We start from the raw sequence: 24,168 nt of genomic DNA, 5'->3' as shown, positions 1-24,168 counted from the left end.
TCGACCCCTTCCGGAGATTTCCATGTTCAAGCGCCTTTCGCTTCTCTTCGTCGGCCTTGCGCTGACCGCCGCCTGCAGCGCGCGGCCCGCCGATACCGCCGCCGCGCCATACACCGACGGCCAGCAGTACGTCGCCACCAGCACGCCGCAGCGCCTCGATCCCAAGGATGGCAAGGTGGAGGTGGTCGAGGTGTTCTCGTACGGCTGCATCCATTGCGCGCATTACGAACCGAAGGCCGAGCAGTTGCAGAAAGAGCTGCCCAAGGGCGTGGCGTTCCGCCTCCTGCCGGCTGCGTTCAACGATGCGTGGCTGCCGTACGCGCAGGCTTACTACGCTGCCAAGAAGCTCAACGTGCTCGACAAGTCCCATGCCGCGCTGTTCAAGGCGATTCACGAAGACCACTACCCGCTGCGCACCATCGACGAGCTGGCCGACTGGTACGCCAAGGGCTATGGCGTCGACAAGAACGCTTTCCTGGCCGCGGCCAACAGCGATGCGACCAAGCAGCAGATCGACCGCGACACCAAGCTGATCCAGGGCTGGGGCGTCGACGGTACGCCCACCATCGTCGTCGATGGCAAGTACCGCAGCGCCAGCATCAAGGATTTCGACGAGCTCAACGGCGTCGCGAAATACCTGGTGGACCGGGAACTGAAGGGCGGCAAGTAATCCGCCCCCACCGATGCCCTCCGTTCACGCGACGGGGGGCATCCTCTGGCCTCCCCGGCTAGTCGAGACCGACGCAGCATCCATGACCCGCGCCACGCCGAATCCATCGCTCGCTCCGCAGGGCACCTTGCGCCTGTTGAGCTGCAATATCCTTGCCGGCGCGAGCGTGCAGCGCTACAGCGACTACGTGACCCGCAGCGTCAACGCCGTGTTGCCGGGGCGATCCAAGCTCGCCAACCTCGATGCACTGGCGGAACTGCTCCACGACTTCGACGTGGTAGGTCTGCAGGAAGCCGACGCCGGCAGCCTGCGTTCCGGTTTCCTCAATCAGACCCGGTACATCGCCGAGGCGGCGGGCATGCCGTTCTGGAGCCACCAGCCGAATCGGCCGATGGCACGCGTGGCGCATTCCGCCAATGGGCTGCTGAGCCGGATCGAACCGAGCGAAGTCATCGACTATCCACTGCCGGGACGAATCAAGGGCCGCGGCGCACTTTTCGTCCGCTTCGGTCACGGTCCCGAGGCCCTGGTGGTGGTGATCGCCCACCTCTCGCTCGGCGCCGCCGCGCGTCTCGGGCAACTCGCCTTTATCGCCGAGCTGCTGGCGCCGTATCCGCACGCCGTGCTCATGGGCGACCTCAACACCGAGCCGACGAGCCCGGAAATGCGCCATCTATTCGAGCGCACGGCGCTGCAGCCGCCCACCGTGGCGACGCCCACGTTTCCCAGTTGGAAGCCGCGGCGCGCACTCGATCACATCCTCACGTCGGCAGACATCGCCCTCGAACGCACGTGGACATTGCCCCGCGCTTTCTCGGATCATCTGCCGCTCGCCGCCGAGATCCGCCTGCCGCTTCCGCTGGCAACCGCGGCCGGCGCAGCCACCAAGGACTAGGCCAGCATGAATTCCTCCCTGCGTACCGCCCTCCCCTGGGCCGTGATCGTCATCGTTGCCCTCGCCGCCACGCTCGTGCGTTATGAGTTCGTCGAGCCGCCGCACATGGCGCATGCGTGCGAAGCCGCCACGGGACCGTGGTGGTGTGACCTGCGCGAGGCCGTCGTGCGCGGATTCCTGAGCTATGGCTACGGCTATGCCGCGGTGCTCGCGGCGCTGCTCGCCGTGTGCTGGCGGCATACGTTTGCCGCGGTGCTCGCCGTCTCGCTCGGCGCCATCGCCTTGCAGTTGTACTGCTACGAAGGCGGTGCACTCGCGCTGCTGATCGGCACGCTGCGGCTGGTGCGCATTCAATACGACCGCGCAAGGCCGGCGCTGGATCAGCCGGTCCGCGCTTAGCGCATCAGTCATCGACACCGCGAGCGATGCGTCGCTCGCGGTGCCTTCAGATCACGCTGGCCTTGTGTCCTTTGGACGCCGTGCGGCACGGGCCCACGCCGCCAGCACGGGGAACGCCAGCGCGAGGTTCAACAGCAGCCAGCCCCAGGCGACCACGTTGGCGCCAAGCTCCTGCACGACCACCGCGATCCCCAGCAGCACGAGCCAGATCGCCAGAAAGCGTTCCTCCACCAGCGGCATCAGTGCGTCTTCGCGCGTGCGCAACAGCGCGAGCGTGAGAAACCCGATGCACGGCATGGCGAACAGGCCGATGGGGAAATCGCGGTAACGGCCGTTGAAGGCCATCAGAATCCCGTAAAGCGTCAGGATGAACATCCAGACGAAGCGCTGTGGCGTGAAGGCGTCGGTCCACGCCATACCCCACATCCGCCGCTCGACGGGGCGTGGCGCGACCTCGGCGGGATTCACCGGCGCCGCGAGACGCGCGGCGATGGCGCGCGCGAGCCAGAGCGCCGTGAACGCACCGGCCACACCGGCCGCGACACCGACGGTCCACTCAAGCGGGTTGCGGCAAGCGAACCACAACAGGCGCGCATGCGCAGCGAGCGCAGTACCCGTCGCGAAGCCCGACAGCGCAAGCGCCGCCCACCCCGGCACGCCGTGCCAGCGCCGACGGAAGGCCCCTGCGAGGACGAACAGCACGGCCACGACGCCGCCTGCGGCAAGCCCCCAAGACCAGCGCGATTCTTCGACCACCGGTCCGGTCATGGCGAACTTCGGCTCGCCCTTTGCATCGAAGATGCCCCAGAAGCCACCCACGGTGCCTTCGAGATCGCGTTTCCATGGCTGATCGAACGCCTCGATCACGTTGTACGGCATGTCCACCGTGGCGGCGTAGTTGAGGAACTCGCGCAGGTAGCGCGCCTCGTTGACGAGACTGGCGCTCGCATCCCGCCGCGTGCGTCCCTGGCTGGGCCAACCGGTCTCGCCGATCATGATCTGCTTGCCAGGAAACTCCGCCTTCATGCGCTGGTACACGTCGGCGACGTGGCGCACGGCCTTCTCCGGCGAAACCGGCTCGTCTTCCCAGTACGGCAGGATGTGGATGGTGATGTAGTCGGTGACCTTCGCCAGCGCCGGATGCGCCTGCCAGAACTCCCAGACGTCTGCGTAGGTCACGGGGACATCGGTGGCCTCGTTGACGCGCGCGATGTCGGCGGCCAGCGCCTTCTCGGACAACTCGTTGCGCAGGAGCACCTCGTTGCCGACGATGATGCCGCGCAAGGTATTGCGATCGCGTTTCGCCGCAGCGATACCGAGGGCGATCTCGCGCTCGTTGGCGATCGGGTCGCGGCCCAGCCAGATGCCCATCAGCACCTTCATGCCGTAGCGGCCAGCGATGTCCGGCACCGCGCCCAAGCCCTGCCCCATCGAATACGTGCGCACACAGTCGAAGCGCGTGGACAAGGCCTTGAGGTCTTCCTCAATACGCTGCGGTGAAATGAACGCATTCGGATCGAACGGCGTCTCGCCCGCGAAACGGAAGGGCGCATAGGACACGCAGCCGATCTTCGCCGTCGGTGAATCGGGAAGCGTCACCGGACGGCCCAGAAGCCACCAGTAGGCCGCGCCAAAGACGGCTGCAGCCATGAGGACGATCCAAGCGAGCGGCCGGGCGAACCGCGCGTAGCGAGAAAGGGACATGACGTTCCAGGTCGAAAACGGATGTAAGCGGTACAAGCTTAGCGGGCCGCGCTCATCAGGGCGATTCCCGCCGTTCAGGGTGTTCATCCAGCCTGCGCGCGTCGTTCCCTTACAATCGTGCCGGACGTACCCGTGAAGGAATCCCGATGATCGCTCCACCGGCATCGCGACGCGCCGCCCGCTCACTCCGTGTCATGGCCAGCCTCGCCCTCGCCGCTTGCGGCCTCCTCGTGGCCTCGTCCGCATCGGCGGATACGACGGAGACCCAGCGCGCCCGCTTTCGCCAGGCCTACGCGGTCGCGCAGCAGGGCGGCGACGCATGGCGCGCCCAGGCGGCCGGTCTCGAAAGCTACGTGCTCTTTCCGTACCTGGAGGCTGCCGCGCTCGAACACGATCTGCGCACGCTCGACCGTGCCCACGTGGACGCGTATCTCGCGCGCTATCCGGGGCTCATTCCCGCCGGCGACCTGCGCCGCGACTTTCTCGGGGAACTGGCGCGGCGCAAGGATTGGGTCACTTTCAGCGCGATGTACCAGCCGGGCCTCGGCGACGCGCTGAGCTGTTTCGCCCTGCAGGCGAAGCTTTCGCGCAACGAGCCGCTGGTCTTCGAGACCGATCTTGCCGACCTCTGGAAAAAAGCGAGCCTGCCCAATGCCTGCGATCCCGTGATCGCGGCGGCACACGATCAGGGCCTGCTCACGACGGATCGCCTGTGGTCGCGCATCCAGGTCGCCGCCGATGCCGGCAAGGGCGGCACCGTCGCCTCGCTCGCACCGTGGCTTCCGCCCGAAGACGCCGAAGCGGCGAAGCGCATCGGCCAGGCCTTGAACGATCCCGCGTCCGCGCTGCGCGATGCGAACACGTGGCCCGATACGCCGCGCCATCGCCAGGCGGTGACGCTCGCTTTGCAACGCATGGCGCGCAAACAGTCCACCCTCGCCGATAGCGCATGGAGCACGCTCGGGCCACGGTTCAAGCTCAGCGAGCAGCAAAAAGACGCGATCGAAAACACGTTGGCGCTGTTCCACGCCACGGATTTCGACGAATCGGCGCTCGACCGCCTGGCATCGCTGGCACCCGGCGCGCAGAGCGACGCCACGCGCGAATGGCGCGTGCGCGTGGCCCTGGCGCGACAGGACTGGAGCGCCGCGCTGGCCGCGCTCGATGCACTGGGCGAGTCGCAGAAGGACGACGGCGAGTGGCGTTACTTCCGGGCATTCGTGCTGGAGAAGCTGGGCCGCCAGAGCGATGCGAAGGCGCTCTATCGTTCGGTCGCGCAGGAAGCGACGTACTTCGGTTTCCTCGCCGCCGATCGCAGCGATACGTCGTACGCAATCTGCCCCGCCCGCATGGCGACCGACGAGACGCGCGAGGCGGCGCTGCTCTCCGACCCCGGCCTCAACCGGGCCTTCGAGCTGTACGCCGTGGGCTTGCAGAAGTTCGCGCGACGCGAGTGGACTGCGGCACTGGCCGGACGCGATGCGGACACCCAGCGCCTCGCTGCCGATCTCGCCTTCCGCAACGGCTGGTACGACCGCGCGGTATTCGGCCTGTCCTCCGGCGATGCGTTGCGTCTCTACGAACAGCGCTTCCCGCTGGCTCGCCAGGATGGCGTGGTCGAGCAGGCGAACCAGGCCGGCATCGAGGCGCCATGGGCCTACGCCATCATCCGCGCGGAAAGCGCGTGGATGAGCGATGCGCGCTCCGGCGCCGACGCGCGCGGCCTCATGCAGCTCCTGCCGGGCACAGCCGCGCTGGTGGCGAAGCGCAACGGGCTCGCCTGGGCCGGTGGCGACAGCCTCTACGAACCCACGACCAATATCGAACTCGGCACGCGCTATCTCGCGCAGATGGCCGCGCGCTACAACGGCGCGCCCTGGCTCGCCAGCGCCGCCTACAACGCCGGCCCGAACAAGGTGGATCAATGGGTGGAAGCACGCGGGACGCTCGATCCCGACGTGTTCGTCGCCACCATCCCGTATAAGGAAACCCGCGAATACGTCGCTCGCGTGATGGCTTTCGCGGTGATCTACGACTGGCGTCTCAATGGCAACGCCTTGCCAATCGCCACCCGGATGACGCGCATCGGCAGCACCTACGCGTTGCCCGGCCCGGGCGCTGTTCGCAAGCCGGTGTCGTGCCCGGCACCGGCCGCGGTCAAGCCGACGCCGCCGACGGCTCCCGCTGTCATGGAGTCACCACCCGCCACCGCATCGTCGGCGCCGACACCGCAGGAACCGCAGCGGTGAACGGCTTGGCGAGGGTTGCCATGATGCCTACGCTGGCGACCTCGCCTGAGGAGAACCACCCATGACACCCCAACGCATCGTCGTGCTCGGCGGCACGGGATTCCTCGGTAGTGCGCTCGTGCCGCGCCTGGCCGCGGACGGCCATCAGCTCGTCGTGCTCTCGCGCAACCGCGAAGCGCATCGGCAAAGCGCCGTCGGGCGCAACGTCACCCTCGTCACCGCAGACGTCCACGACGTGCCGACCCTGCGCCGGCATATCGCCGGTGCCGACACCGTCATCCACTTCGTAGGCATCCTCAACGAAAGCGGCAAGAACACGTTCGAACGCGTGCACGTGGGGTTGGTCAGGGCCGTGGTCGAGGCCTGCCGAGACACTGGCGTAGACCGCCTGCATCTCATGAGTTCGCTCAACGCAGGCAGGGGCGAGTCCGGCTATCTGCGTTCGCGTGGCGAAGCCGAAGCCCTGGTGAAGGCCTCGACGCTGGACTGGACGATCTACGAGGCCAGCACGATCTTCGGCCCCGGCGACGGTCTGGTCAGCCGCTTCGACGCGCTGCTGCGCGTGGCTCCCGTGATGCCGTTGCCGCGTCCGCACGCGAAGATGGCGCCGGTCTACGTGGGCGATGTGGCGGAAGCCATCGCGCGCGCCGTCGTGGACCGCAGCACCATGCTGCAGACCTACCAGCTGTACGGCCCCGAGGCGTTGTCGCTCATCGAGATCGTGCGCGCCATCCGCGATGCGCGTGGTCGTCATCGACTGGTGTTGCCGATGCCCGATGCACTCGGTCGCCTCCAGGCAGCGTTCGCGCAATTCGTGCCCGGCAAGCCCTTCACGCCGGACAACTTCCGCTCGCTGCTGATCGATTCGGTCGGCCAACAGGACGGGCTCGCGCAACTCGGCATCGTGCCGCAGCGTTTTTCCGACTGGCTACCCCGCCTGCTCGCTGCACCGGCGCGCCATCGCCGGCTCGATGCGGCGCGCGAACGTCGGCGCCCCTGAGGACGCATGGACATCTACCTCGTTGGCGGCGCCGTCCGCGACAAATTGCTGGGCCGACCCGTCGTGGACCGCGACTGGGTCGTCGTCGGCGCCACGCCGGAGGCGATGCTCGAGGCGGGTTACAAGGCGGTAGGCAAGGACTTCCCCGTGTTCCTCCACGGCGAGACGAAGGAGGAGTACGCCCTCGCCCGCACGGAACGCAAGACGGGACGCGGGTATCACGGCTTCGCCTTCCATGCGGATCCCACGGTCACCGTGGAGCAGGATCTCGAACGTCGCGACCTCACCATCAACGCCATCGCCGAGCGCGACGACGGGACGCTCGTCGATCCGTTCGGCGGCGTGCGCGACATCGAAACCCGAACGCTGCGGCACGTGTCTCCCGCTTTCGCCGAAGACCCCGTGCGCCTGCTGCGCGTGGCACGTTTCGCCGCACGGTACGCGCCGCTCGGCTTTACCGTGGCGGACGAAACCATGGGCCTGATGCGGCAAATCGTGGAAGACGGCGAAGTGGACCACCTCGTGCCGGAACGCGTCTGGGCGGAAACGCGCAAGGCCTTGTCCGAGCCCATGCCTTCGGCATTCGTTCGCGTGCTGCGCGAATGCGGCGCGCTGCGCGTGCTGTTTCCCGAAGTGGATGCGCTTTACGGCGTACCCCAGCGACCGGAATTCCATCCCGAGGTCGACACGGGCATCCATCTCGAACTGGTACTGGATGCCGCAGCAAAGCTCGCGCCGGGCGATGCACTGGTGGGCTGGTGTGCGCTCACGCACGACCTGGGCAAGGCATTGACCCCCGCCGATGTCCTGCCGCGGCACATCATGCATGAGCAACGCGGCATCGCGCCGGTGCGCGAGCTTTCCGCGCGACTGAAGGTGCCGACCGAGTATGCGTTCATGGCGGAGATGGTCTGCAAGCACCATCTCAACGCGCACATGGCGTTTGAACTCAAGCCCACCACCGTCCTGCGTCTGCTCGACGCACTCGGCGCGTTGCGTCGCTCCGAGCGACTGGAGACCTTCCTGCTCGCGTGCATGGCCGACAAGCGCGGACGGCTCGGCAGCGAGACGGCGCCGTATCCTCAGGCCGACTACCTGCGTGCGTGTCGCGATGCCGCTGCCGCCGTGACGTCGCAGCCGTTCGTCGCGCAGGGATTGCAAGGGCCCGCCATCGGCGAGGCCATGAAGAAGGCGCAGGTGCAGGCGATTGCGTCGCTCGCTCGCACCGTGCCGGACAGCGCGCCGTAGTGCGTCTATCGCTGGGCGGCGCCTGATGCGCCGCCGCCGTTGTTACAGCCGCGAACCCTGATCGGCCGCCATGACCTCGGCCGGCAGCGCGGTCGCCTCGATGTCGCGGGCAAACAACATCACCTGGAAACGCTCTCCCATCTGGTCGGGCAACGTCAGCTTCTTCACTTCCTGTGCCAGGCGATAACGCGCCGCCTCGTCGGTAAGCGCGAGATAGTCGTTCTCGAAGAATTCCTGCATGCCCGCGGCCAGCAGGAACTGCGCCTGCGGCATGTACGCCGCGACGCCAAAGCCGGCACTGTTGCCAGCCTCAGCCAAGGCTGTGAAATCCACCGAGGCGGTGAGATCCTGCAGGCCTGGAAGATAGAAGGCATCCGCGTGCGTGCGATGCCGGTAGAACGCGCGCAGCGTGCCGTCGTTACGTTCGGGCAGATAGAACTCGCCCCGCGTGTAACCGTAGTCGGCGAAGATCATCGTGCCGCGTCGCAGGCTGCCTGCCACCGCCTGTACCCAGTACGGCAATTGCGGAAGAATCTCGCTGCGGTAGCCGGCCTCGAATTCGCGTCCGAGATCGCGCTCCACGTGGCGCACCGCGCCGCCGACAAGGACGTCGGCCGGGCGATCGATACGGACGAAGCGCCCGTCGCCATCCAGTACCACGTGCTCCTCGTACACTTCGCCATCGCGCGTGGTGAAGCGCGTCGTCGGCAGGGCGTCGATGACTTCGTTGGCAAACAGCACGCCCTCCCAGTCGGTCTCCGGAGGGCCGTCCAGCCACACGACACGCTCGAACAGTTCAGGGGGCAGCGCCGCATGCAGGCGTTCGCGTTGCCGCTCGCGAAGATCCGCACTCGGTTCCAGGATCATGAACCGGCGCGGCAAGCGCTGCGCGGCGTCCATCGCCATGAGTGCCGCCTCGGCAAAAGCGCCGCTACCGCCGCCGATTTCGAGGAAATCCGCCTCGGCACCAAGCGACGCCAGCACCGGTTCGCTGGCGCGCACGACGCAGCGGGCGAACAACGTCCCCAGCTCCGGTGCGGTGATGAAATCGCCCTCGGCGCCGAACTTCGCCTTGCCCGCGCTGTAGTAGCCGAGGCCGGGCGTGTACAGGCAGCGCTCCATGAAGCGCGAGAAAGGCATCGGACCGTGCGAGGCGATCTCCTCACGCAGCAGCGCGGCAAGGTGATCGGAGTGGGCGCGCTCGTCGGCGCCGGGTTCGGGAAGCTGTGCGTTCATGCCGTACACGTTCGGGGTCGAACGCGCAGGATAACGGATGGCCGTCGCCGGGGGGTGCAGGGCTCCCGCACCCGGAGGGCGGCCGCCTTAGGCAGCCGCCCTCCGTCGCGTCAGAAGTCCTGCTGGAGCGAAAGGAACACGCCACGCCGCGGACCGAACTGCGGCGCCCCCACGCCGATGCCCGAGCCGTCGCGAAGCTCGTAGGTACGATCCAGGGCGTTCACCAGCGCCAGTTGCGCGTGGGTGGCACCTGCGGAGGTCAGGTGGAAGTCGCGCGACACGCTCAGGTTGAGCTGGAAGTACGCGGGCATGGTGTCGCCGTTCGGCACGATGCCGTCGCGACGCAGGCCCGAGCCGAACAGGTAATCGGCGCCGATACGCGTGGAGTCTGCGAACGCGTAGCTGATCCCGCCCGACGAGGTGTACTTCTGGTCGTGATCCAGGTGGATGAAATGATCCTGGATGTACGCGAGGTCGTCGGGATTGAAGTTGTACTGACCCGTGATGATGCGCTTGCCGACGGAACGGTTGTAGGCGAAGTTGAAATACGCGGTCAACGCGCCGCCGTCGTAGTTCACCGTGAGCTCGTCGCCCTTCACCTTGCCCTGGTCGTAGTTGAACGTCGAGTAGACCAGCGCGGCACCGAACTGACCTTCGTCCTGAATGCGCGAGACGTGACGCGAGTAACTGTCGAGACCGACGGTCCACGCATCGCCGAACTTCTGCGAGATGCCCACGTCGTAGTAGCTCGATCGTTCCGCCAGCGGGGTGTCGTTACCGGCACCCGGCAACGCATTGGTCGTGCCGGCGAACTTCGCGATCGACGTCGGCGAGATCATTTCCGTGGCCGGCGGCGTGAAGTAGCGGGAGAAGCCGGCGTGGATCGTGGTGCTGTCGGTCGGCTGGTACACCAGGCCGACGCGCGGGCTGAGCTGGCTTTCAGGGCGGAAGGCGTCATAGCGATCGGCGCGCACGCCGTAGTTCACCGTCCACTTCTCGCCAATGCTCCACTCGTCCTGCAGGTACAGGGCATAGGTGCGCGCGATGATCCGGCTGGCATCGACGACGTTGATCGGCGTGGTCGAGGTCTGATTGCCATCGGCATCGGCGGGGAACACGAGGGCGTTGTTGTTTGCGCTGGCACGTTCGAACGCACCATAGATGCCGTAGCGCAGCGTGTGGTTGTCGCCCAACGGCGTCGAGAAGTCGGCTTGCAGCGTGCTTGCGCGGTTCGTGCGCTGCACGTCGGACGCCACGCCGTTGAACATGAGGTCGCCGATGTCGTCCGGGGTGAACGCCAGGCTGCTGTAGCGCTGCCCCGCCGATACCTGATACGCGGTCTCGCCGAGCTTGCCCTGCAGGCTGAGCACGCCGAAGCGGGTCTTTTCCTGCTGGCGCTCGTTGAGCTGGGCGGAGTCGAAGTTGGTCACGTCGAGATAACCGAACGACGGCGTCTGGTTGGGGTTGTTCGGAATCTCGAACCGGTTGTTGGTCGCGCCGAACATAAAGCTGAGGCGCGTGTCGTTGTTGATGAGGTAGGAGATATCGCCGAACGCCTTCACCTGGTTGGTGTGGTCGTGGATCGGCTTGCGGCTGGACGTGGGGTTCTCGATACCCACGTCGTTCTCGAGATAGTTGGCGGTGAAGAAACCGCTCCAGTTGCCGCTGCGCCCGAACAGGGTGGCATTCGGATTGAACGTTCCGAACTGGCCGCCCGTGATGCCGACGCTTCCGCCGACGCCGTCCTGGGTAGCGTTCCGCGTGGTGATGTCGACGACCGCCGCCGTGCGCTCGCCGTACTGCGCGGGCAGCGCGCCGGTCAGCAGCTTCACGTTCTGGATCATTCGCGCATCCAGCGTCTGGCCGAACCCGCCGATGCTCTCCGGAATGAGCACGCCGTTGATGCGGTACTGGAGGTTGGCGTGGTCGCCGCGCACGTGGAGCTGGCCATAGGAATCCTGCACCACGCCCGGCGCCTGCAAGACCACCTGGTTGAGCGGCGTCGAATCGCCCAAAGGCAGCGCCTGGATCGTCTGCCGGTCCATGACGTACTGGCTGCTGCCGGTATCGGGCGACAAGCTGTTACGCGCTTCGTCGAGACGCGCGGTGACGTCCACCTCACCGAGGTTCGTGGCCTTTTGCGGCGGGGCGTCGTCGGCCATGACGGGGGCGGACAGGGCGAGGGCGATGCAGAACGCGAGGCGGAGACGGGGCATGAGGGCCTTCTTCTAAGAGAATGTTATAACGTAACTATATGCGGACGTGCCAACGGGGAATTCGGCGACGCGACTATGCGGGTGCAACCTTTCTGCCGACTTTCGCTTCATGGGCGACTCACGTGGCCGCCGCCACCATGTCAGGCCAGTCACCCGGAGAAAACGATGGCGAAGCGCGACGCATCCCAGACCTCGACGTCCAAGGAAATCGTTCCGGTCGTCGTCGGACGCGACGAGAGCCCCGTCACCCGGGCCATCCTCGACTTCGTGAGCCAGATCCCGGCAAGCGACGTACCGCGCGCCAGCGTGGGCAGTGCGGAAGAAGCGTGCCATCGCCTGACCAAGGCCGCCGCCAACAAGGCGGCGCTCACGGCGGGCTCGCTCGCCCTGCCGCCGGGGCCGCTCGGCTGGCTGACCGTGCTGCCTGAGCTGGTCGCCATCTGGCGCATCCAGGGGCAACTCGTGAGCGACATTGCCGCGGCCTACGGCAAGACGGCCACGCTGGGCCGCGAGCAGATGTTGTGGTGCCTGTTCCGTCACACGGCCGCGCAGGCCTTTCGTGACGTTGCCATTCGCGTCGGCGACCGTCTGGTGTTCCGCACCGCGGCCACGGGCGTGTTGCAGAAGCTGGCCGGTCGCATCGGCATGAGCGTGTCAAAGCGCGCAGTCGGCAAGGGCATCTCTCGCTGGCTGCCGGTCGTGGGCGCGCTCGGCGTCGGCGCCTACGCCTATTACGACACGAATCAGGTCGCCAAGACTGCCATGGACCTCTTCAGTGGCGATGTGCACGTCGAGGGCGGCGATCTGGTCCCCACCGACGAGACGCTCTCGCGGCACGCGGACGCGTAAGCGCAAAGCCATTCCGCGCAAGGCCGACCACTCGCGCCGCGGTGGCCGGCGCTCCCGACCGAGGTGACGACGAGCGCCCATTGCGGCAAGCTCCGTGGGCGCTGAATTGGAGTTCCAATGAACAAGCCCCCCGTCGTCCTGGTCACCGGAGGCGCGCGCCGCGTTGGCGCTGCCATCGTGCGCCGCCTGCATGTCGCCGGATGCGATGTCGCCATTCACTACCGCGACTCCGCGGACGAGGCCACTGCTCTGGCACGCGCGCTCAACGAGGCACGCGCAGACAGCGCCATGACCTGTTCCGGTTCGCTTTCGGACGATGCGACACCGGCGCAGCTCATCGACACCGTGCTGGATCGGTACGGACGTCTCGACGGCCTGGTCAATAACGCGTCGGCCTTCTACCCCACGCCGGTCGGCCAGACCACGCCCGCGCAATGGGACGACCTGTTTGCCGCCAACGCGCGCGCGCCCTTCTTCCTCGCCCAGGCTGCCGCGCCCGCGCTGCGTGACGCCAGGGGTGCCATCGTCAACATCGTCGATATCTATGCGGAACGGCCGCTCGCCGGCCATCCGGTGTATTCGATGGCGAAAGCCGCGCTGGCCATGCTCACCCAGGCACTCGCGAAAGAACTGGCCCCCGAGGTCCGGGTAAATGCCGTGGCTCCCGGCGCGATCCTGTGGCCCACCTCGGGCAAGCCCGAAGAGGCGGCGGAGGCCTTGATCGCGAAAACGCCGCTCGGTCGCAAGGGCGAACCGGAGGACGTGGCGGAAGCGGTGCGCTGGTTGCTGCTGGACGCGCACTACACGACCGGACAGGTCGTGCGTGTGGATGGCGGACGAGCGCTCGCCATCTGATCCCCTGAAAGAACGGGCCGCCCTGAGGCGGCCCGTTGTGCTTACTTCTTCTGGCGGAACGCCGATTCGAGAAGGGCGCGATCGAAGCCCTGGCCCGGATCGCCGTCGTGCGCAAAGCGGTACAACGCCGCCGAATACACACCGTGCATGGCCGTCTGGAACAGGCTCAGCGCGACCAGCGCGATGATGGCGACGACACCGACGGCCACCATCAGGGCCACCGAATGCGTGCTCGCCGCCGCGAAGAACAGAACGCCACTGACGAAGATCAGGCAGAAGGTGAGGATGCCACCCGCCACGCCGATGCCCGCGTTGCCGATGAGGTTCTCCCCCCAGGTGTCCTTGAGCAGCGACGCGCTGCGCTTCACCGCATCCACCGGACCCACGTCCTGCGCCGCGAGCACCGGCACGACGAGGAAGGTCGCAACCGTCCAGCCGAAGCCGAGAAAGCCCACCACGATCCGCCCGATCAGGCCAAGACGCTCCTGCAGGGCACGGAGAATCATGCCGACGGTGGCCGAGATCAGCGCATAGCCGATGATGTTGGGCAGCTTGCTCATGGCGACACGAATGCCGTCGCCCAGGGTGGGATTGCCGCCATCGAGACGGATCATCGCAGCCGACGCGAGGGCGACGTTGAAGAAGATCACCACGCTGTACTGCACGAAATAGAACAGGAAGCTGACCAGCATGAAGATCGGCGAGACATGCTCGCGCTGGCCTTCAAACTCCGCGTGGTGGCTCGACGCCAGTGCGAAGACGGGCCATGCGAAGGTCGCGATCACCACCAGCGAGGCCAGACCTGCCAGCAGCGGAAAGAGCATCAGCTCCTTGTCCTGGCGAAGAATGTTGGCGCTGGATTTCATCAGCGCCCAACTACGTGCGAACTTACCCATTTCCTTGAACCCCCTTGTCCGATGTGGGAGGCGTTGTAGCATCTTGCGGTGACTGCCGCCACCGCGTCGTCAGGCCCCCGGCGACGAGGCGCGGCCCGCGAGTGCCAGGGTGCAGGGCTCGTCCACCACAAGGGGTTCGCTTTCCTTGGGGAATGCCTCCCAGAGCTGCGCCATCGTCCGGCCGTCGACCGGGTGGCGAAGGTCGGGAGCAATGTCTGCGAGGGGCTTGAGCACGAAGGCATGGCGCAGCTCGGCACGCGGTATTTGCAAATGACCCGCGCCGCTCAACACCAGGTCGTCGTATAGAACGATGTCGACGTCGAGCGTGCGGCTCGCGTAGCGATCGCCGCCGCGAACACGCCCATGGCGGTCTTCCAGCGCGTGCAGCCAGTCGTTGAGGGCTTCCGGCGCGAGGTCGCTTTCCATCGCGACGGCGAGGTTGAGAAAATCGGGCCCGTCGAAACCGACTGCGGCACTACGATAGACCGGCGACACGTCCAGGGGACCGAAGCGCGCGCGCAGCTCCGCGACCGCCAGGCCGAGCCAGTGCTCGGCGTCGAGGTTGGAACCCAGGCTCAGATAGGCGCGGCCCACGTCAGCCCTCCGTCGCCAGCGAGGTGTGCAGCGCCGCGACGCCTTCGCGCACGTCCCCACCGGAAGGCTGCTGGAACGGGCGCAGGCCGAACTCGGGAAGGATCGCGATGAGGTGATCGAAGATGTCGGCCTGAATGCGCTCGTAATCGAGCCAGACGACCGTGTTGGTGAAGCAGTAGATCTCGAGCGGAATGCCCTGGGCCCCCGGATCGCGCATGCGGACCATACGAGTCATCCGGTCGTGGACGTCGGGGTGCGCGGCGAGATAGGCCTCCGCATAGGCGCGGAATGCCCCGATGTTGGTCTGCCGACGCCGGTTCACCGGCAGCTTGCCCGGCTCACCCAGGGCCTCGTTCCATCTACGGATGTCTTCCCGCTTGCGCTCGAGGTACGCCTTGAGCAGGTGCACCTTGCCGAAGCGTTCCAGTTCCGCCTCGTCCAGGAAGCGCACGCAGGCAGCATCCACGAAAAGCTCGCGTTTGATCCGACGACCGCCGGACTCGGTCATGCCGCGCCAGTTCTGGAACGATTCGCCGATGAGCTTCCAAGTGGGCACGGTGACGATGGTGCGATCGAAATTGCGCACCTTGACCGTGTGCAGGGTGATGTCGATCACGTCGCCATCGACGCCCGCCGAGGCCATCGTGATCCAGTCGCCCACCCGAAGCATGTCGTTGGTGCTGAGCTGGATGCCCGCGACGAAGCCGAGGATGGTGTCTTTGAACACCAGCAGCAGCACGGCGGACATCGCGCCGATACCCGAAAGCAGCAGGCCGATGCTCTGATGGGTGAGCTTGGTGACGACCAGCACCAGCGCCACGATCCACAACGCGAGTTGCAGCAACTGCACCACGCCCTTGATCGAACGCTTGCCGGCAGGCGTGGCGCTGTAGAGCGATTCGAAGGCGAGCAGCGCACGGGCCATCGCCGCGATCACGCAGACGATCATCCAGCACACGGCCACGTTGCGCACGAGCGCTCCGATGCTGTCTTCCGCAACGGGCATCAACAACGCGATGCCGTAGTACACGACGATGGCAGGAAGCATGCGCGCCAGCCAGCGGAACGTGCCGTACTCGTAGAGGGCATCGTCCCAGCGCCAGGCGGTGTGCCGCGTCGCCACGCGCACCACACGATGCAGGAACAGCCGGCCGAGCAGTCCGACGATCCAGGCGATGGCGAGCAGACCCGCCACGAGGACGAACTGCCGGAGTTCCGGCGACGCGATGGTGTCCTTGAGCAGCCCTTCGATGCGTGCCGGCTCGATCATGCCGGCCGCGTGCCTCGCTCGATCCGCACACCGACCGCACGCGCACCACGCACCGCGCCGGGCTTCGACAGCTTCAGGCGGACCCAGCTCACCCCGAATTCCTCGCGCACGATCTCGGCGCAACGTTCGGCCAGGGTTTCGACGAGGCCGAAGCTGGAAGCTTCGACATATGCCTGCAAGCGCTTCGCGACCGACTTGTAGTTGAGGGTGTGGGCGATGTCGTCGCTCCCGGCCGGGCGTCGATTGTCGAACGCCATCTCAAGATCGAACGACAGGGTTTGCCGGATGCGGCGCTCCCAGTCGTAGATGCCGATGACCGCGTCGATGCGCAGGTCCTCGATAAAGACGATATCCATGGGGGTCGTAATGCCTGGAGGAAGTGTTACAGGGTCGGCGACGAAGGCGGTGTCGCGCAAGCGGGTGATGGCGCGATCTCGCACCATCGCCCGCGATCAGACGGCCGAGGGCAGCGTTTCCAGGTTCCAGCGCGGGTAGACCTGGATCGTCTCGTCCTGATGCTGGCCGGCGGCCAGGCGGATGGCGCCGGCCAACGCGATCATGGCCCCGTTATCCGTGCAGAACGCCAAACGCGGAAAGTAGACGCGGAAGCCATCGGCCTCGCCTGCCTGAGCCAACTGTTCCCGCAAGCGGCGATTCGCGCCCACGCCGCCGGCAATCACCAGCCGCTTCGCGCCCGTAGCGTCCAGCGCGCGACGGCACTTGATCGCCAGCGTGTCCACGATGGCTTCCTCGAACCCGCGAGCGATGTCGGCGCGGGTCTGCTCGCTCTTATCCGACGCCTGCCAGGCCAGCAGCACCTGGGTCTTCAGACCCGAGAAGCTGAAATCGAGGCCAGGGCGGTCGACCATGGGCCGCGAGAAACGAAAGCGCCCCGGCACGCCCTGCTCGGCCAGCTTCGCCAGCGCCGGGCCGCCCGGATACGGCAAACCCATGAGTTTGGCGGTCTTGTCGAAGGCCTCGCCCGCCGCGTCATCCAGTGTGTCGCCGAGGATGCGGTATTGGCCGATGGCCTTCACCTCCACCAGCATGGAATGGCCGCCCGAGACCAGCAGCGCCACGAACGGCGGCTCCGGCGGGTCGTCCTCCAGCAACGGAGCCAGCAGGTGGCCTTCCATGTGATGTACGCCGATGGCCGGCACGCCAAGTGCCCAGGCCATGGCTCGCGCCGCGGAAGCCCCCACCAGCAGCGCACCGACCAGGCCCGGGCCCGCGGTATAGGCCACGCCGCCCAGGTCGGCCGGGGTCAGCCCGGCCGTCTTCAGCGCCTCGCGGACCAGCGGCAGCAGCTTGCGCACATGGTCGCGGCTGGCCAATTCCGGCACCACGCCGCCGTATTCGGCATGCAGGGCAATCTGGCTGAAAAGCGCATGGGACAGCAGGCCGCGGCCCGGGTTTTCCGGGTCCCAGCGGAGCAGCGCGACGCCCGTTTCATCGCAGGACGTTTCCACGCCCAGAACAGGCTTTGAATTTCTCATCTCGATCACGTTATAATCCACGGCTCACCCGGCTTCACGGGTCAGTTTAAACAAGTGGAGTTTCCATGCCGAGCGTTAAAGTCCGCGAGAACGAGCCGTTTGAGCTTGCCCTTCGCCGCTTCAAGCGTACGTGCGAGAAGGCTGGCGTGCTGGCCGAAACGCGCAAGCGCGAATTTTACGAAAAGCCGACCCAGGAGCGTAAGCGTAAGCGCGCTGCCGCGGTGAAGCGTCACCTGCGCCGTCTGTCCCGCGACACGACGCGCCGGACCCGCATGTACTGATCCACCATCCGGCCTCTTGGCCGGCATGGTATCGCGGCTGGCGCGATCCCGCAGCCACCGCAGTCAGGCGGAACATCCCGAGCCGGCTTTGCCGAAAGGTAAGGCCGGCTTTTCGTCGTCCCGGAGAAAAGCGATGAGTCTCAAGGCAAAGATCACCGAAGACATGAAGGCCGCCATGAAGGGCGGGGAAAAGGACCGGCTGGCCGTCATTCGCTTGGTCCAGGCTCAGATTAAGCAGCGCGAGGTGGACGAGCGCATCGAACTGGACGACACCCAGGTCCTGGCCGTGCTCGAAAAGATGCAGAAGCAGCGCCGCGACTCGATCGAGCAGTACGACAAGGCCGGCCGCACCGACCTGGCCGACATCGAACGCTACGAGATGGGCGTCATCGACGGCTACCTGCCGGCGAAGCTCGACGACGCCGAACTCGACGCGATCATTACGGCCGCCATTGCCGAGTCCGGGGCCACCAGCGCCCGCGACATGGGCAAGGTCGTCGCCCTGGTCAAGGAAAAGGCCGCCGGCCGAGCCGACATGGCCGCCGCGGCGGGCCGCATCAAGGCAAAGCTGGGCTGATCCACCTACCGCCACCGCGGGTATGAACCTGCTGGTGGCGATGGGGACCCGCCGGTGGGAGCCAGCCTGCTGGCGATGTGGGGATGGGGATCCGCCGGTGGGAGCCAGCCTGCTGGCGATGGGAACCTGCCTCACCGCTACACCCCTCCGTTGGCTTTTCGCCACCAGGGTGGCTCCTACCCTCGCTTCGTTGGGGTTTCACCGCTAGTGCGGCTTCACAAGGTCCCCACGCACACCACCGCATCCTCCGCTCGCGACCGGGGGTGGGTACCTCCGGCATCTGACGGATCAATTCCATGCTCAAGTACGCCATCATTTTCGGTCTGATCGCCCTGGTTACCGGCGCGCTCGGCTTCAGCCGCGTCTCCGGCGTGGCCGCCACCATCGCCAAGGTGTGCTTCGCGATCTTCCTGATCCTGTTCGTGATCGCGATCCTCGCCGTCATCGGCGTCTTCAAACTGGCGTTCTAAACCCACGCCAGTCGCCATACGGACGCGGATGCATGGCATCCTAGGGGACTGATGCGTGGCCGTATTCCCGACAGCTTCATCGATGAACTGCTGACTCGCGTCGACATCGTCGACGTGATCGAGCGGCGCGTGCCGCTGAAGAAGGCGGGGCGGGAATGGACTGCGTGTTGCCCGTTTCATAACGAGCGGTCCCCGTCCTTCTATGTCAGCCCGCAGAAGCAGTTCTTCCACTGCTTCGGTTGCGGCGCGCATGGCAGCGCGATCAAGTTCATCATGGATTACGACCGCCTGGAGTTCCCCGATGCCATCGAGGAATTGGCCCAGTCCGCGGGTCTCAAGGTGCCTTACGAAGGTGCCCGCGACGATAAGCCGCGCGAAGACCGCAGCGACCTCTATACGCTGCTCGACGAGGCAGCCAGCTTCTACCAGCGCGAACTGGGCAACAGCCCCGAGGCCCGTGCCTATGTGGACCGCCGCGGCCTCGACGACGAGATCGTCAAGCGCTTCCGCATCGGCTGGGCACCGGCAGGCTTCGATGGCGTGTTGAAGGCCCTGGGCACCACGGACCGGCGACGCCAGTTGCTCAACGAGGCGGGCATGGTCGCGAGCAACGAACGCGGCAACCGCTACGACCGCTTTCGCGAGCGGGTGATGTTCCCCATCCTCGACCGCCGCGGCCGCGTCATCGCGTTCGGCGGCCGCGTGCTGTCGTCCGAGCAGAGCCCGAAATACCTCAACTCTCCGGAGACGCCCCTGTTCCACAAGGGCCGCGAACTGTTCGCGTTGTGGCAGGTGAAGCAGGCCCACCAGCACCTCACCCGGATCATGGTGGTGGAGGGCTACATGGACGTGATCGCCCTGCATCAGGCGGGCCTGCCCATCGCCGTCGCCACGCTCGGTACCGCGACCACGCCGGAACACGCGGAGGTCTTGTTCCGCGCCGCGCCGGACGTCTATTTCTGCTTCGACGGCGACCGCGCCGGCCGCCAGGCGGCCTGGCGCGCCCTGGAATCGATCCTCCCGCGCATGCGCGATGGCCGTCAGGCTCACTTCCTGTTCCTGCCCGATGGCGAGGACCCGGATACGCTCGTCCGCAAGGAAGGCAAGGAAGGCTTCGAGCAGCGCATGAAGGCGTCCATGCCGATGTCCGAGTATTTCTTCGAGGAACTCGGCCGGGACGTGGATACCAGCCGCATCGACGGCAAGGCACGACTCGCCGAACGGGCCCGTCCGCTCATCGCGAAGCTGCCGGATGGCGCGTTCCGCGACCTTATGGCGCAGGAGCTGCAACGCCGCACCGGCGCTCGCGCGGTACTCGACACCGAACCCGCACCGACCCGGCAAGGCCCGACTCGTCCAGCGAACGTGCAGCGCAGCCTCGTACGCAGCGCAATCACCTTGTTGCTTGCGCAGCCGTCGCTGGCAGAAGAGGTCGAGCCACCCTACGCCTTCCTGCGCCTCGAGCGTCCTGGGGTGGAACTGCTTGCGGAGTTGATCGACGTGGCGCGTGCGCGACCGGGCATCAACCCCGCCGTGCTCGTCGAGCACTTTCTCGACCGCCCCGAATACGCGTCGCTGCAGAAGCTGATGCAAGCCGAAATCATCGGCGAGGTGGACATGCAGCGCACCGAGTTCCTGGACGCCCTGGCGCAGATGCAGCGCCAGGTCACCACCCAGCGTCGCGAATACCTCATCGCCAAATCACGTGAAGGCGTGCTCGACGACACCGAGAAAGCCGAGCTGCGCGTCCTGCTGGCGGCCCGCGCCGCGCCCGCCCAAGTGGACGGCGAATGATGCGGCGCACCGCGAACCTAACGCGATCCATGGGATCATCCCCTTTCCGTTTCTCCAAGGGACCGGCCGAAGCCGGATTCGTGCGCTGCTGATGGACCTGCTCAACGACCTCGTCGATTTCTTTGGAAGGAACGGCTACCTCGCCGTCTTCTTCGCACTGATGCTTTGCGGGGCGGGCATCCCGCTTCCCGAAGACATCACGCTGGTCGCCGGCGGCATCATCACGGGCCTGGGCTATGGCGACGTCCACACGATGGTTGGCGTCGGCATGGCGGGCGTGCTGGTCGGCGATTCCACGATGTTCCTGCTGGGGCGCCACTTCGGCGGACGGATCATGAGTTGGCGGCTCGTCGCGCGTCTGTTGACCCCCGAGCGCTACGCCAAGGTCCAGGAGAAGTTCGAGCGCTACGGCAACCGCATGATGTTCGTGGCCCGCTTCCTTCCGGGCATGCGCACTGCCGTGTTCATCACCGCCGGCGCCACCCACCGCGTGGGCTTCTTCCGTTTCCTGCTGTTGGACGGCCTCGCCGCGGCGATCAGCGTACCGATCTGGGTCTATCTCGGTTACTTCGGCGCGCACAATCACGAGTGGCTGGCCATGTGGATCCACCGCGGGCAGACGGGGCTGTGGCTCGCCATCGTTGCTGCCATCGCGATCGTAGGATTCATCTGGTGGCGGCGGAAGAAGGCCGAGCGCGACTGTTGAGCGAGGAGGCGCCGGCAGGCGGCACCCACTCGCCGGTCAGTGAGGGGTTAAGCCGTTTTGCCGGGAGCAAGGCGAATCAAATCGCATGAGGCCTCCTCTGTGCGCCGGGCATCCACACCGCCGACGCATTCGAGAGAATACCTATACAACGGCGCGTACAACTGCACGTCTGAAAACCAACCGCCCGATGCCTGTGGCCTGATGGTGATCGCGTCATGTGCCGGGAGTGCCCCATCCAAATAAACGCGGCCCGAGAGGACGAAGCGCATCCCCTGCGCCACTTCGGTCCGCGAGTAAACCAGGTCGTGGACCGCCGACACACTCTCATACCCGTCGTCATTTTCGGGCGCGGAGGTGTTCAGCCAGACTTGCGGCGGCGAGAGCGTGGTCGCCTCGGGATACCTGTATTCGAACTCTATCCACATCCGAACCGCGCTGGTCCGGGCAAACGAAAACGGATTGGTCGAATACGCCGTGAAAGAAAGACCCCACGGGTAGCTGTAGACCATCCTCTCCGGGCAGGGATTGAGCTGTCGTTTCATCACACTCCTCTCCTTGAAAGAAAATCTCCATGACACCGTCGAAAACCAGCGCTAACGTTCGACAGTAGCGACGTTAGAGCACGGGCGACGGAAGCTCCAGAGTGCCGCCAACCGGGTTTATCCTTTTGTTTTGGCCCGATGCTTGGTTGTCCGCCGCATCCGCATATCGATCGGCAAGATGGATTGAACGCATCGCGCGGGTGTCAAGGCATCCGTGCGACTTACGGCACCGTACCCAGTTCGCCGAAAAGCCACTGCTTGAACAACCCCGTCTCGTCACGCGTACCGGCCTCGCGCGATACGGCGAGGTAATAGGTGTGCTGCAGCGGCACGTCCAGGCGGAACGGTTCGGCGAGCCGCCCGGCCGCCAGGTCATACGCCACCAGCAGTTCCTGGGCCAAGGCCACGCCCTGCCCTTCGATGGCCGCCTGCAACATCATCGTGCCGTCGCCGAAACCCATGTCGCGCGAGACGGAACCCGGACTTACCCCGGCGCTTTCGAGCCACTGATCCCAGCCGACAGCAGGCGCAGCGCGACGGCCCGGCCGTTCGTGCAGCAGCATCTGCGCGGCGAGATCCTCTGGGCCTTGCAGTTGCGCCGCCACGCCTGGCGAGCACACCGGGGTATAGCGACTCACGGCGAGGATCGCCTGCTCCGCACCGTCGATCGGACGGTCGTCCACCGCGAGATCCCACAAGCCCTCGCCGCCGTCCGTGACCACTTCCACCGCAATGTCGGGGTGCTTTGCGAAGAATCGAAAAAGGCGCGGCACGAGCCACTTTGTGCCGAAGGTCGGCGGCACGGATACGCGAAGCGACGCGCTGCGCTGCCCCATGACCTGGTCGGTAGCCTGCTGCAATGCACGAAAAGCGTCGCGAATGCGCGGAAAGTAATTCTCCCCGGCCGCCGTGAGCTTCAAGCGATTGTTGCTACGCACAAACAGCGGCGTACCGAGATAGCCTTCCAATAATTTGACTTGCGCGCTCACTGCGGCGGGGGTGAGCGACAACTCTTCGGCTGCCTTGGTAAAGCTTGAATGCTGCGCTGCAAGCTCGAACACGCGCACGGCGTTGAGGGGTAACGAGCGCTTCATTGCAAGGTCATCAAGAAAAATTTGAGGAAGGCCCGAAGAATTTCTAGTTTGCCTGCCTTGGCAGGCGACGCCAAGAATCCAGGGCGTTTTACGAACGGACCTGCGATGAACATCCTCACCGTCGACACCGGCACCACCAACACGCGTGTCACCGTCTGGCAGGACGGCCACGTGATCGGCCGGGCCGCCCGTCAGGTCGGCGTGCGCGATACGGCGATCACGGGAAGCAAGGCAAAGCTCGAAGAGGGCGTACGCGAGACGATCGCGGAGGCTTTGGCCGTGGCACGCCTGGAACCGACCCAGATCGACCGCGCGCTGGCCTCGGGCATGATCACGTCGAACATGGGGCTGTGCGAGATTCCCCACGTCGTAGCCGCCGCCGGCATCGACGATCTCGCTGGCGCGATGCGGGAGAGTCTGATCGCCAACGTCTGGCACGCACCGATCTGGTTCGTGCCGGGCGTGCGCAACAACGTCGAGCACATCGGCCTGCACAACTGCGAGGCCATGGACATGATGCGCGGCGAGGAAGTGGAATCGTTCGCCCTCGTCGAACGCCTGGGCCTCGACGAACCTACCGTCATCGTGCTTCCCGGTTCGCACTCGAAGTTCGTCAGCATCGATGCGCAGCGCCGCATCGACGGTTGCGTCACCACGCTCGCAGGCGAACTGCTGCATGTGATCTCGCACGACACCATTCTCGCCGGCTCGCTGAAGGACGGCTTCGCCTCGCGCATCGATGCGGAAATGCTGCTAGCGGGTGCCGCATCGGCGAAGAAGATCGGCCTGGGTCGCGCCTGTTTCAGCGTGCGCATCCTCGATCAGTTCGCCGTCTACGACGCGAACGCACGCGCCAACTTCCTGCTTGGCGCCGTGCTCGGTTCCGACCTGCTCACCCTCAAGAATTCCAGCGCGATCCGGATGAATCCCGGCACGCGCTTCGTCGTCAGCGGCAAGCCCATCCTGCGCGAGGCCATCGGCAGGCTGGTGGAAGGCGACGACTTCTTCTCCGGCACCGTCACGGTGCTGGGCGACGACGAGCAACGCGATCTCGCGGGGTACGGCGCCATCGCCGTCGCCCGCCGCCGCGGGCTGGTCGATTAACCCCTGCATGAGTCTCACGAGGA

At 66.1% G+C, this 24,168-nt stretch carries 24 protein-coding genes; 14 read left to right on the top strand and 10 right to left on the bottom strand.

The window, feature by feature from the left end; all coding sequences use genetic code 11:
- Nucleotides 1–22 precede the first annotated feature (22 nt).
- The 3 genes from IM816_RS01790 to IM816_RS01780 all read left to right on the top strand — a co-directional run bounded on the left by IM816_RS01790 (nt 23) and on the right by IM816_RS01780 (nt 1,964).
- Complete coding sequence (locus tag IM816_RS01790) at nt 23–670, top strand: thiol:disulfide interchange protein DsbA/DsbL (RefSeq protein ID WP_072323144.1); 648 nt, start codon at nt 23–25, stop codon at nt 668–670.
- An 82-nt stretch (nt 671–752) separates the two neighbouring features.
- Nucleotides 753–1,565: an endonuclease/exonuclease/phosphatase family protein gene (locus IM816_RS01785; RefSeq protein ID WP_250339552.1), complete on the top strand. Its 813-nt coding sequence runs from the start codon at nt 753–755 to the stop codon at nt 1,563–1,565.
- 6 nt (nt 1,566–1,571) lie between these two features.
- The gene (locus IM816_RS01780; RefSeq protein WP_250339551.1) at nt 1,572–1,964 is read left to right on the top strand and encodes a hypothetical protein; all 393 of its coding nucleotides are present in this window, start codon (nt 1,572–1,574) and stop codon (nt 1,962–1,964) included.
- A gap of 51 nt (nt 1,965–2,015) precedes the next feature.
- Here the strand turns inward: IM816_RS01780 and IM816_RS01775 are convergent, their stop codons facing one another.
- The gene (locus tag IM816_RS01775; RefSeq protein WP_250339550.1) at nt 2,016–3,614 is read right to left on the bottom strand and encodes a glycoside hydrolase family 17 protein; all 1,599 of its coding nucleotides are present in this window, start codon (nt 3,612–3,614) and stop codon (nt 2,016–2,018) included.
- A 200-nt stretch (nt 3,615–3,814) separates the two neighbouring features.
- On the opposite strand from IM816_RS01775, the gene IM816_RS01770 reads away from it, so the two are divergent.
- The 3 genes from IM816_RS01770 (at nt 3,815) to IM816_RS01760 (ending at nt 8,165) form a co-directional block, all read left to right on the top strand.
- On the top strand, nt 3,815–5,917 hold the full coding sequence (locus tag IM816_RS01770; RefSeq protein WP_250339549.1) for a transglycosylase SLT domain-containing protein: 2,103 nt from the start codon (nt 3,815–3,817) through the stop codon (nt 5,915–5,917).
- A gap of 61 nt (nt 5,918–5,978) precedes the next feature.
- Nucleotides 5,979–6,917, top strand: a complete 939-nt coding sequence (locus IM816_RS01765) for a complex I NDUFA9 subunit family protein (RefSeq protein WP_250339548.1) — start codon at nt 5,979–5,981, stop codon at nt 6,915–6,917.
- A gap of 6 nt (nt 6,918–6,923) precedes the next feature.
- A complete protein-coding gene (locus IM816_RS01760; protein WP_250339547.1) occupies nt 6,924–8,165 on the top strand; it encodes a multifunctional CCA addition/repair protein in 1,242 nt (413 codons plus the stop codon).
- 42 nt (nt 8,166–8,207) lie between these two features.
- Here IM816_RS01760 and IM816_RS01755 read toward each other — a convergent pair whose 3' ends face one another.
- Complete coding sequence (locus tag IM816_RS01755) at nt 8,208–9,401, bottom strand: class I SAM-dependent methyltransferase (RefSeq protein ID WP_250339546.1); 1,194 nt, start codon at nt 9,399–9,401, stop codon at nt 8,208–8,210.
- A 110-nt stretch (nt 9,402–9,511) separates the two neighbouring features.
- Nucleotides 9,512–11,617: a TonB-dependent receptor gene (locus IM816_RS01750; protein ID WP_250339545.1), complete on the bottom strand. Its 2,106-nt coding sequence runs from the start codon at nt 11,615–11,617 to the stop codon at nt 9,512–9,514.
- Nucleotides 11,618–11,782: 165 nt separating this feature from the next.
- Between IM816_RS01750 and IM816_RS01745 the strand changes: the two genes are divergently transcribed.
- Together IM816_RS01745 and IM816_RS01740 are read left to right on the top strand one after the other, a co-directional pair.
- Nucleotides 11,783–12,466, top strand: coding sequence for an EcsC family protein (locus IM816_RS01745; RefSeq protein WP_250339544.1), 684 nt, complete (start codon nt 11,783–11,785; stop codon nt 12,464–12,466).
- 117 nt (nt 12,467–12,583) lie between these two features.
- The gene (locus tag IM816_RS01740) at nt 12,584–13,321 is read left to right on the top strand and encodes a pteridine reductase (protein ID WP_250339543.1); all 738 of its coding nucleotides are present in this window, start codon (nt 12,584–12,586) and stop codon (nt 13,319–13,321) included.
- 41 nt (nt 13,322–13,362) lie between these two features.
- Here IM816_RS01740 and IM816_RS01735 read toward each other — a convergent pair whose 3' ends face one another.
- The 5 genes from IM816_RS01735 to tsaD all read right to left on the bottom strand — a co-directional run bounded on the left by IM816_RS01735 (nt 13,363) and on the right by tsaD (nt 17,577).
- The gene (locus tag IM816_RS01735) at nt 13,363–14,217 is read right to left on the bottom strand and encodes a DUF6159 family protein (protein WP_250339542.1); all 855 of its coding nucleotides are present in this window, start codon (nt 14,215–14,217) and stop codon (nt 13,363–13,365) included.
- A 69-nt stretch (nt 14,218–14,286) separates the two neighbouring features.
- Nucleotides 14,287–14,811, bottom strand: coding sequence for a 2-amino-4-hydroxy-6-hydroxymethyldihydropteridine diphosphokinase (gene folK / locus IM816_RS01730; protein ID WP_250339541.1), 525 nt, complete (start codon nt 14,809–14,811; stop codon nt 14,287–14,289).
- Between the two features lies 1 nt (nt 14,812).
- A complete protein-coding gene (locus tag IM816_RS01725) occupies nt 14,813–16,081 on the bottom strand; it encodes a mechanosensitive ion channel family protein (RefSeq protein ID WP_250339540.1) in 1,269 nt (422 codons plus the stop codon).
- Nucleotides 16,078–16,437: a dihydroneopterin aldolase gene (gene folB, locus IM816_RS01720; RefSeq protein WP_250340675.1), complete on the bottom strand. Its 360-nt coding sequence runs from the start codon at nt 16,435–16,437 to the stop codon at nt 16,078–16,080. Before folB ends, IM816_RS01725 begins: the two co-directional genes overlap by 4 nt.
- A 96-nt stretch (nt 16,438–16,533) precedes the next feature.
- Entirely contained in the window at nt 16,534–17,577 is a 1,044-nt protein-coding gene (gene tsaD, locus IM816_RS01715; protein WP_250340674.1) for a tRNA (adenosine(37)-N6)-threonylcarbamoyltransferase complex transferase subunit TsaD, read from the bottom strand.
- A gap of 65 nt (nt 17,578–17,642) precedes the next feature.
- Between tsaD and rpsU the strand changes: the two genes are divergently transcribed.
- From rpsU to IM816_RS01690, 5 genes are all read left to right on the top strand, one after another.
- The gene (rpsU, locus tag IM816_RS01710; protein ID WP_029213735.1) at nt 17,643–17,858 is read left to right on the top strand and encodes a 30S ribosomal protein S21; all 216 of its coding nucleotides are present in this window, start codon (nt 17,643–17,645) and stop codon (nt 17,856–17,858) included.
- 133 nt (nt 17,859–17,991) lie between these two features.
- The gene (locus IM816_RS01705; RefSeq protein ID WP_250340673.1) at nt 17,992–18,435 is read left to right on the top strand and encodes a GatB/YqeY domain-containing protein; all 444 of its coding nucleotides are present in this window, start codon (nt 17,992–17,994) and stop codon (nt 18,433–18,435) included.
- 296 nt (nt 18,436–18,731) lie between these two features.
- A complete protein-coding gene (locus tag IM816_RS01700; RefSeq protein WP_072322409.1) occupies nt 18,732–18,905 on the top strand; it encodes a DUF1328 domain-containing protein in 174 nt (57 codons plus the stop codon).
- 51 nt (nt 18,906–18,956) lie between these two features.
- On the top strand, nt 18,957–20,699 hold the full coding sequence (gene dnaG / locus IM816_RS01695; protein ID WP_250339539.1) for a DNA primase: 1,743 nt from the start codon (nt 18,957–18,959) through the stop codon (nt 20,697–20,699).
- Nucleotides 20,700–20,790: 91 nt separating this feature from the next.
- Nucleotides 20,791–21,405 (top strand): DedA family protein, encoded by a 615-nt coding sequence (locus tag IM816_RS01690; protein WP_072322407.1) that lies wholly within the window; start codon nt 20,791–20,793, stop codon nt 21,403–21,405.
- 47 nt (nt 21,406–21,452) lie between these two features.
- Here IM816_RS01690 and IM816_RS01685 read toward each other — a convergent pair whose 3' ends face one another.
- Together IM816_RS01685 and IM816_RS01680 are read right to left on the bottom strand one after the other, a co-directional pair.
- Nucleotides 21,453–21,947: a hypothetical protein gene (locus IM816_RS01685; protein WP_250339538.1), complete on the bottom strand. Its 495-nt coding sequence runs from the start codon at nt 21,945–21,947 to the stop codon at nt 21,453–21,455.
- Between the two features lie 221 nt (nt 21,948–22,168).
- Nucleotides 22,169–23,041, bottom strand: coding sequence for a LysR substrate-binding domain-containing protein (locus IM816_RS01680; RefSeq protein ID WP_250339537.1), 873 nt, complete (start codon nt 23,039–23,041; stop codon nt 22,169–22,171).
- Nucleotides 23,042–23,146: 105 nt separating this feature from the next.
- Here IM816_RS01680 and IM816_RS01675 point away from each other — a divergent pair, with 105 nt between their 5' ends.
- A complete protein-coding gene (locus IM816_RS01675; RefSeq protein ID WP_250339536.1) occupies nt 23,147–24,145 on the top strand; it encodes a 2-dehydro-3-deoxygalactonokinase in 999 nt (332 codons plus the stop codon).
- Nucleotides 24,146–24,168: the final 23 nt, after the last annotated feature.

Source organism: Luteibacter flocculans (assembly GCF_023612255.1).
GTDB lineage: Bacteria > Pseudomonadota > Gammaproteobacteria > Xanthomonadales > Rhodanobacteraceae > Luteibacter > Luteibacter flocculans.
Note: the sequence above shows the minus strand (reverse complement) of the source record. Positions and strands in the feature narration are given on the sequence as shown.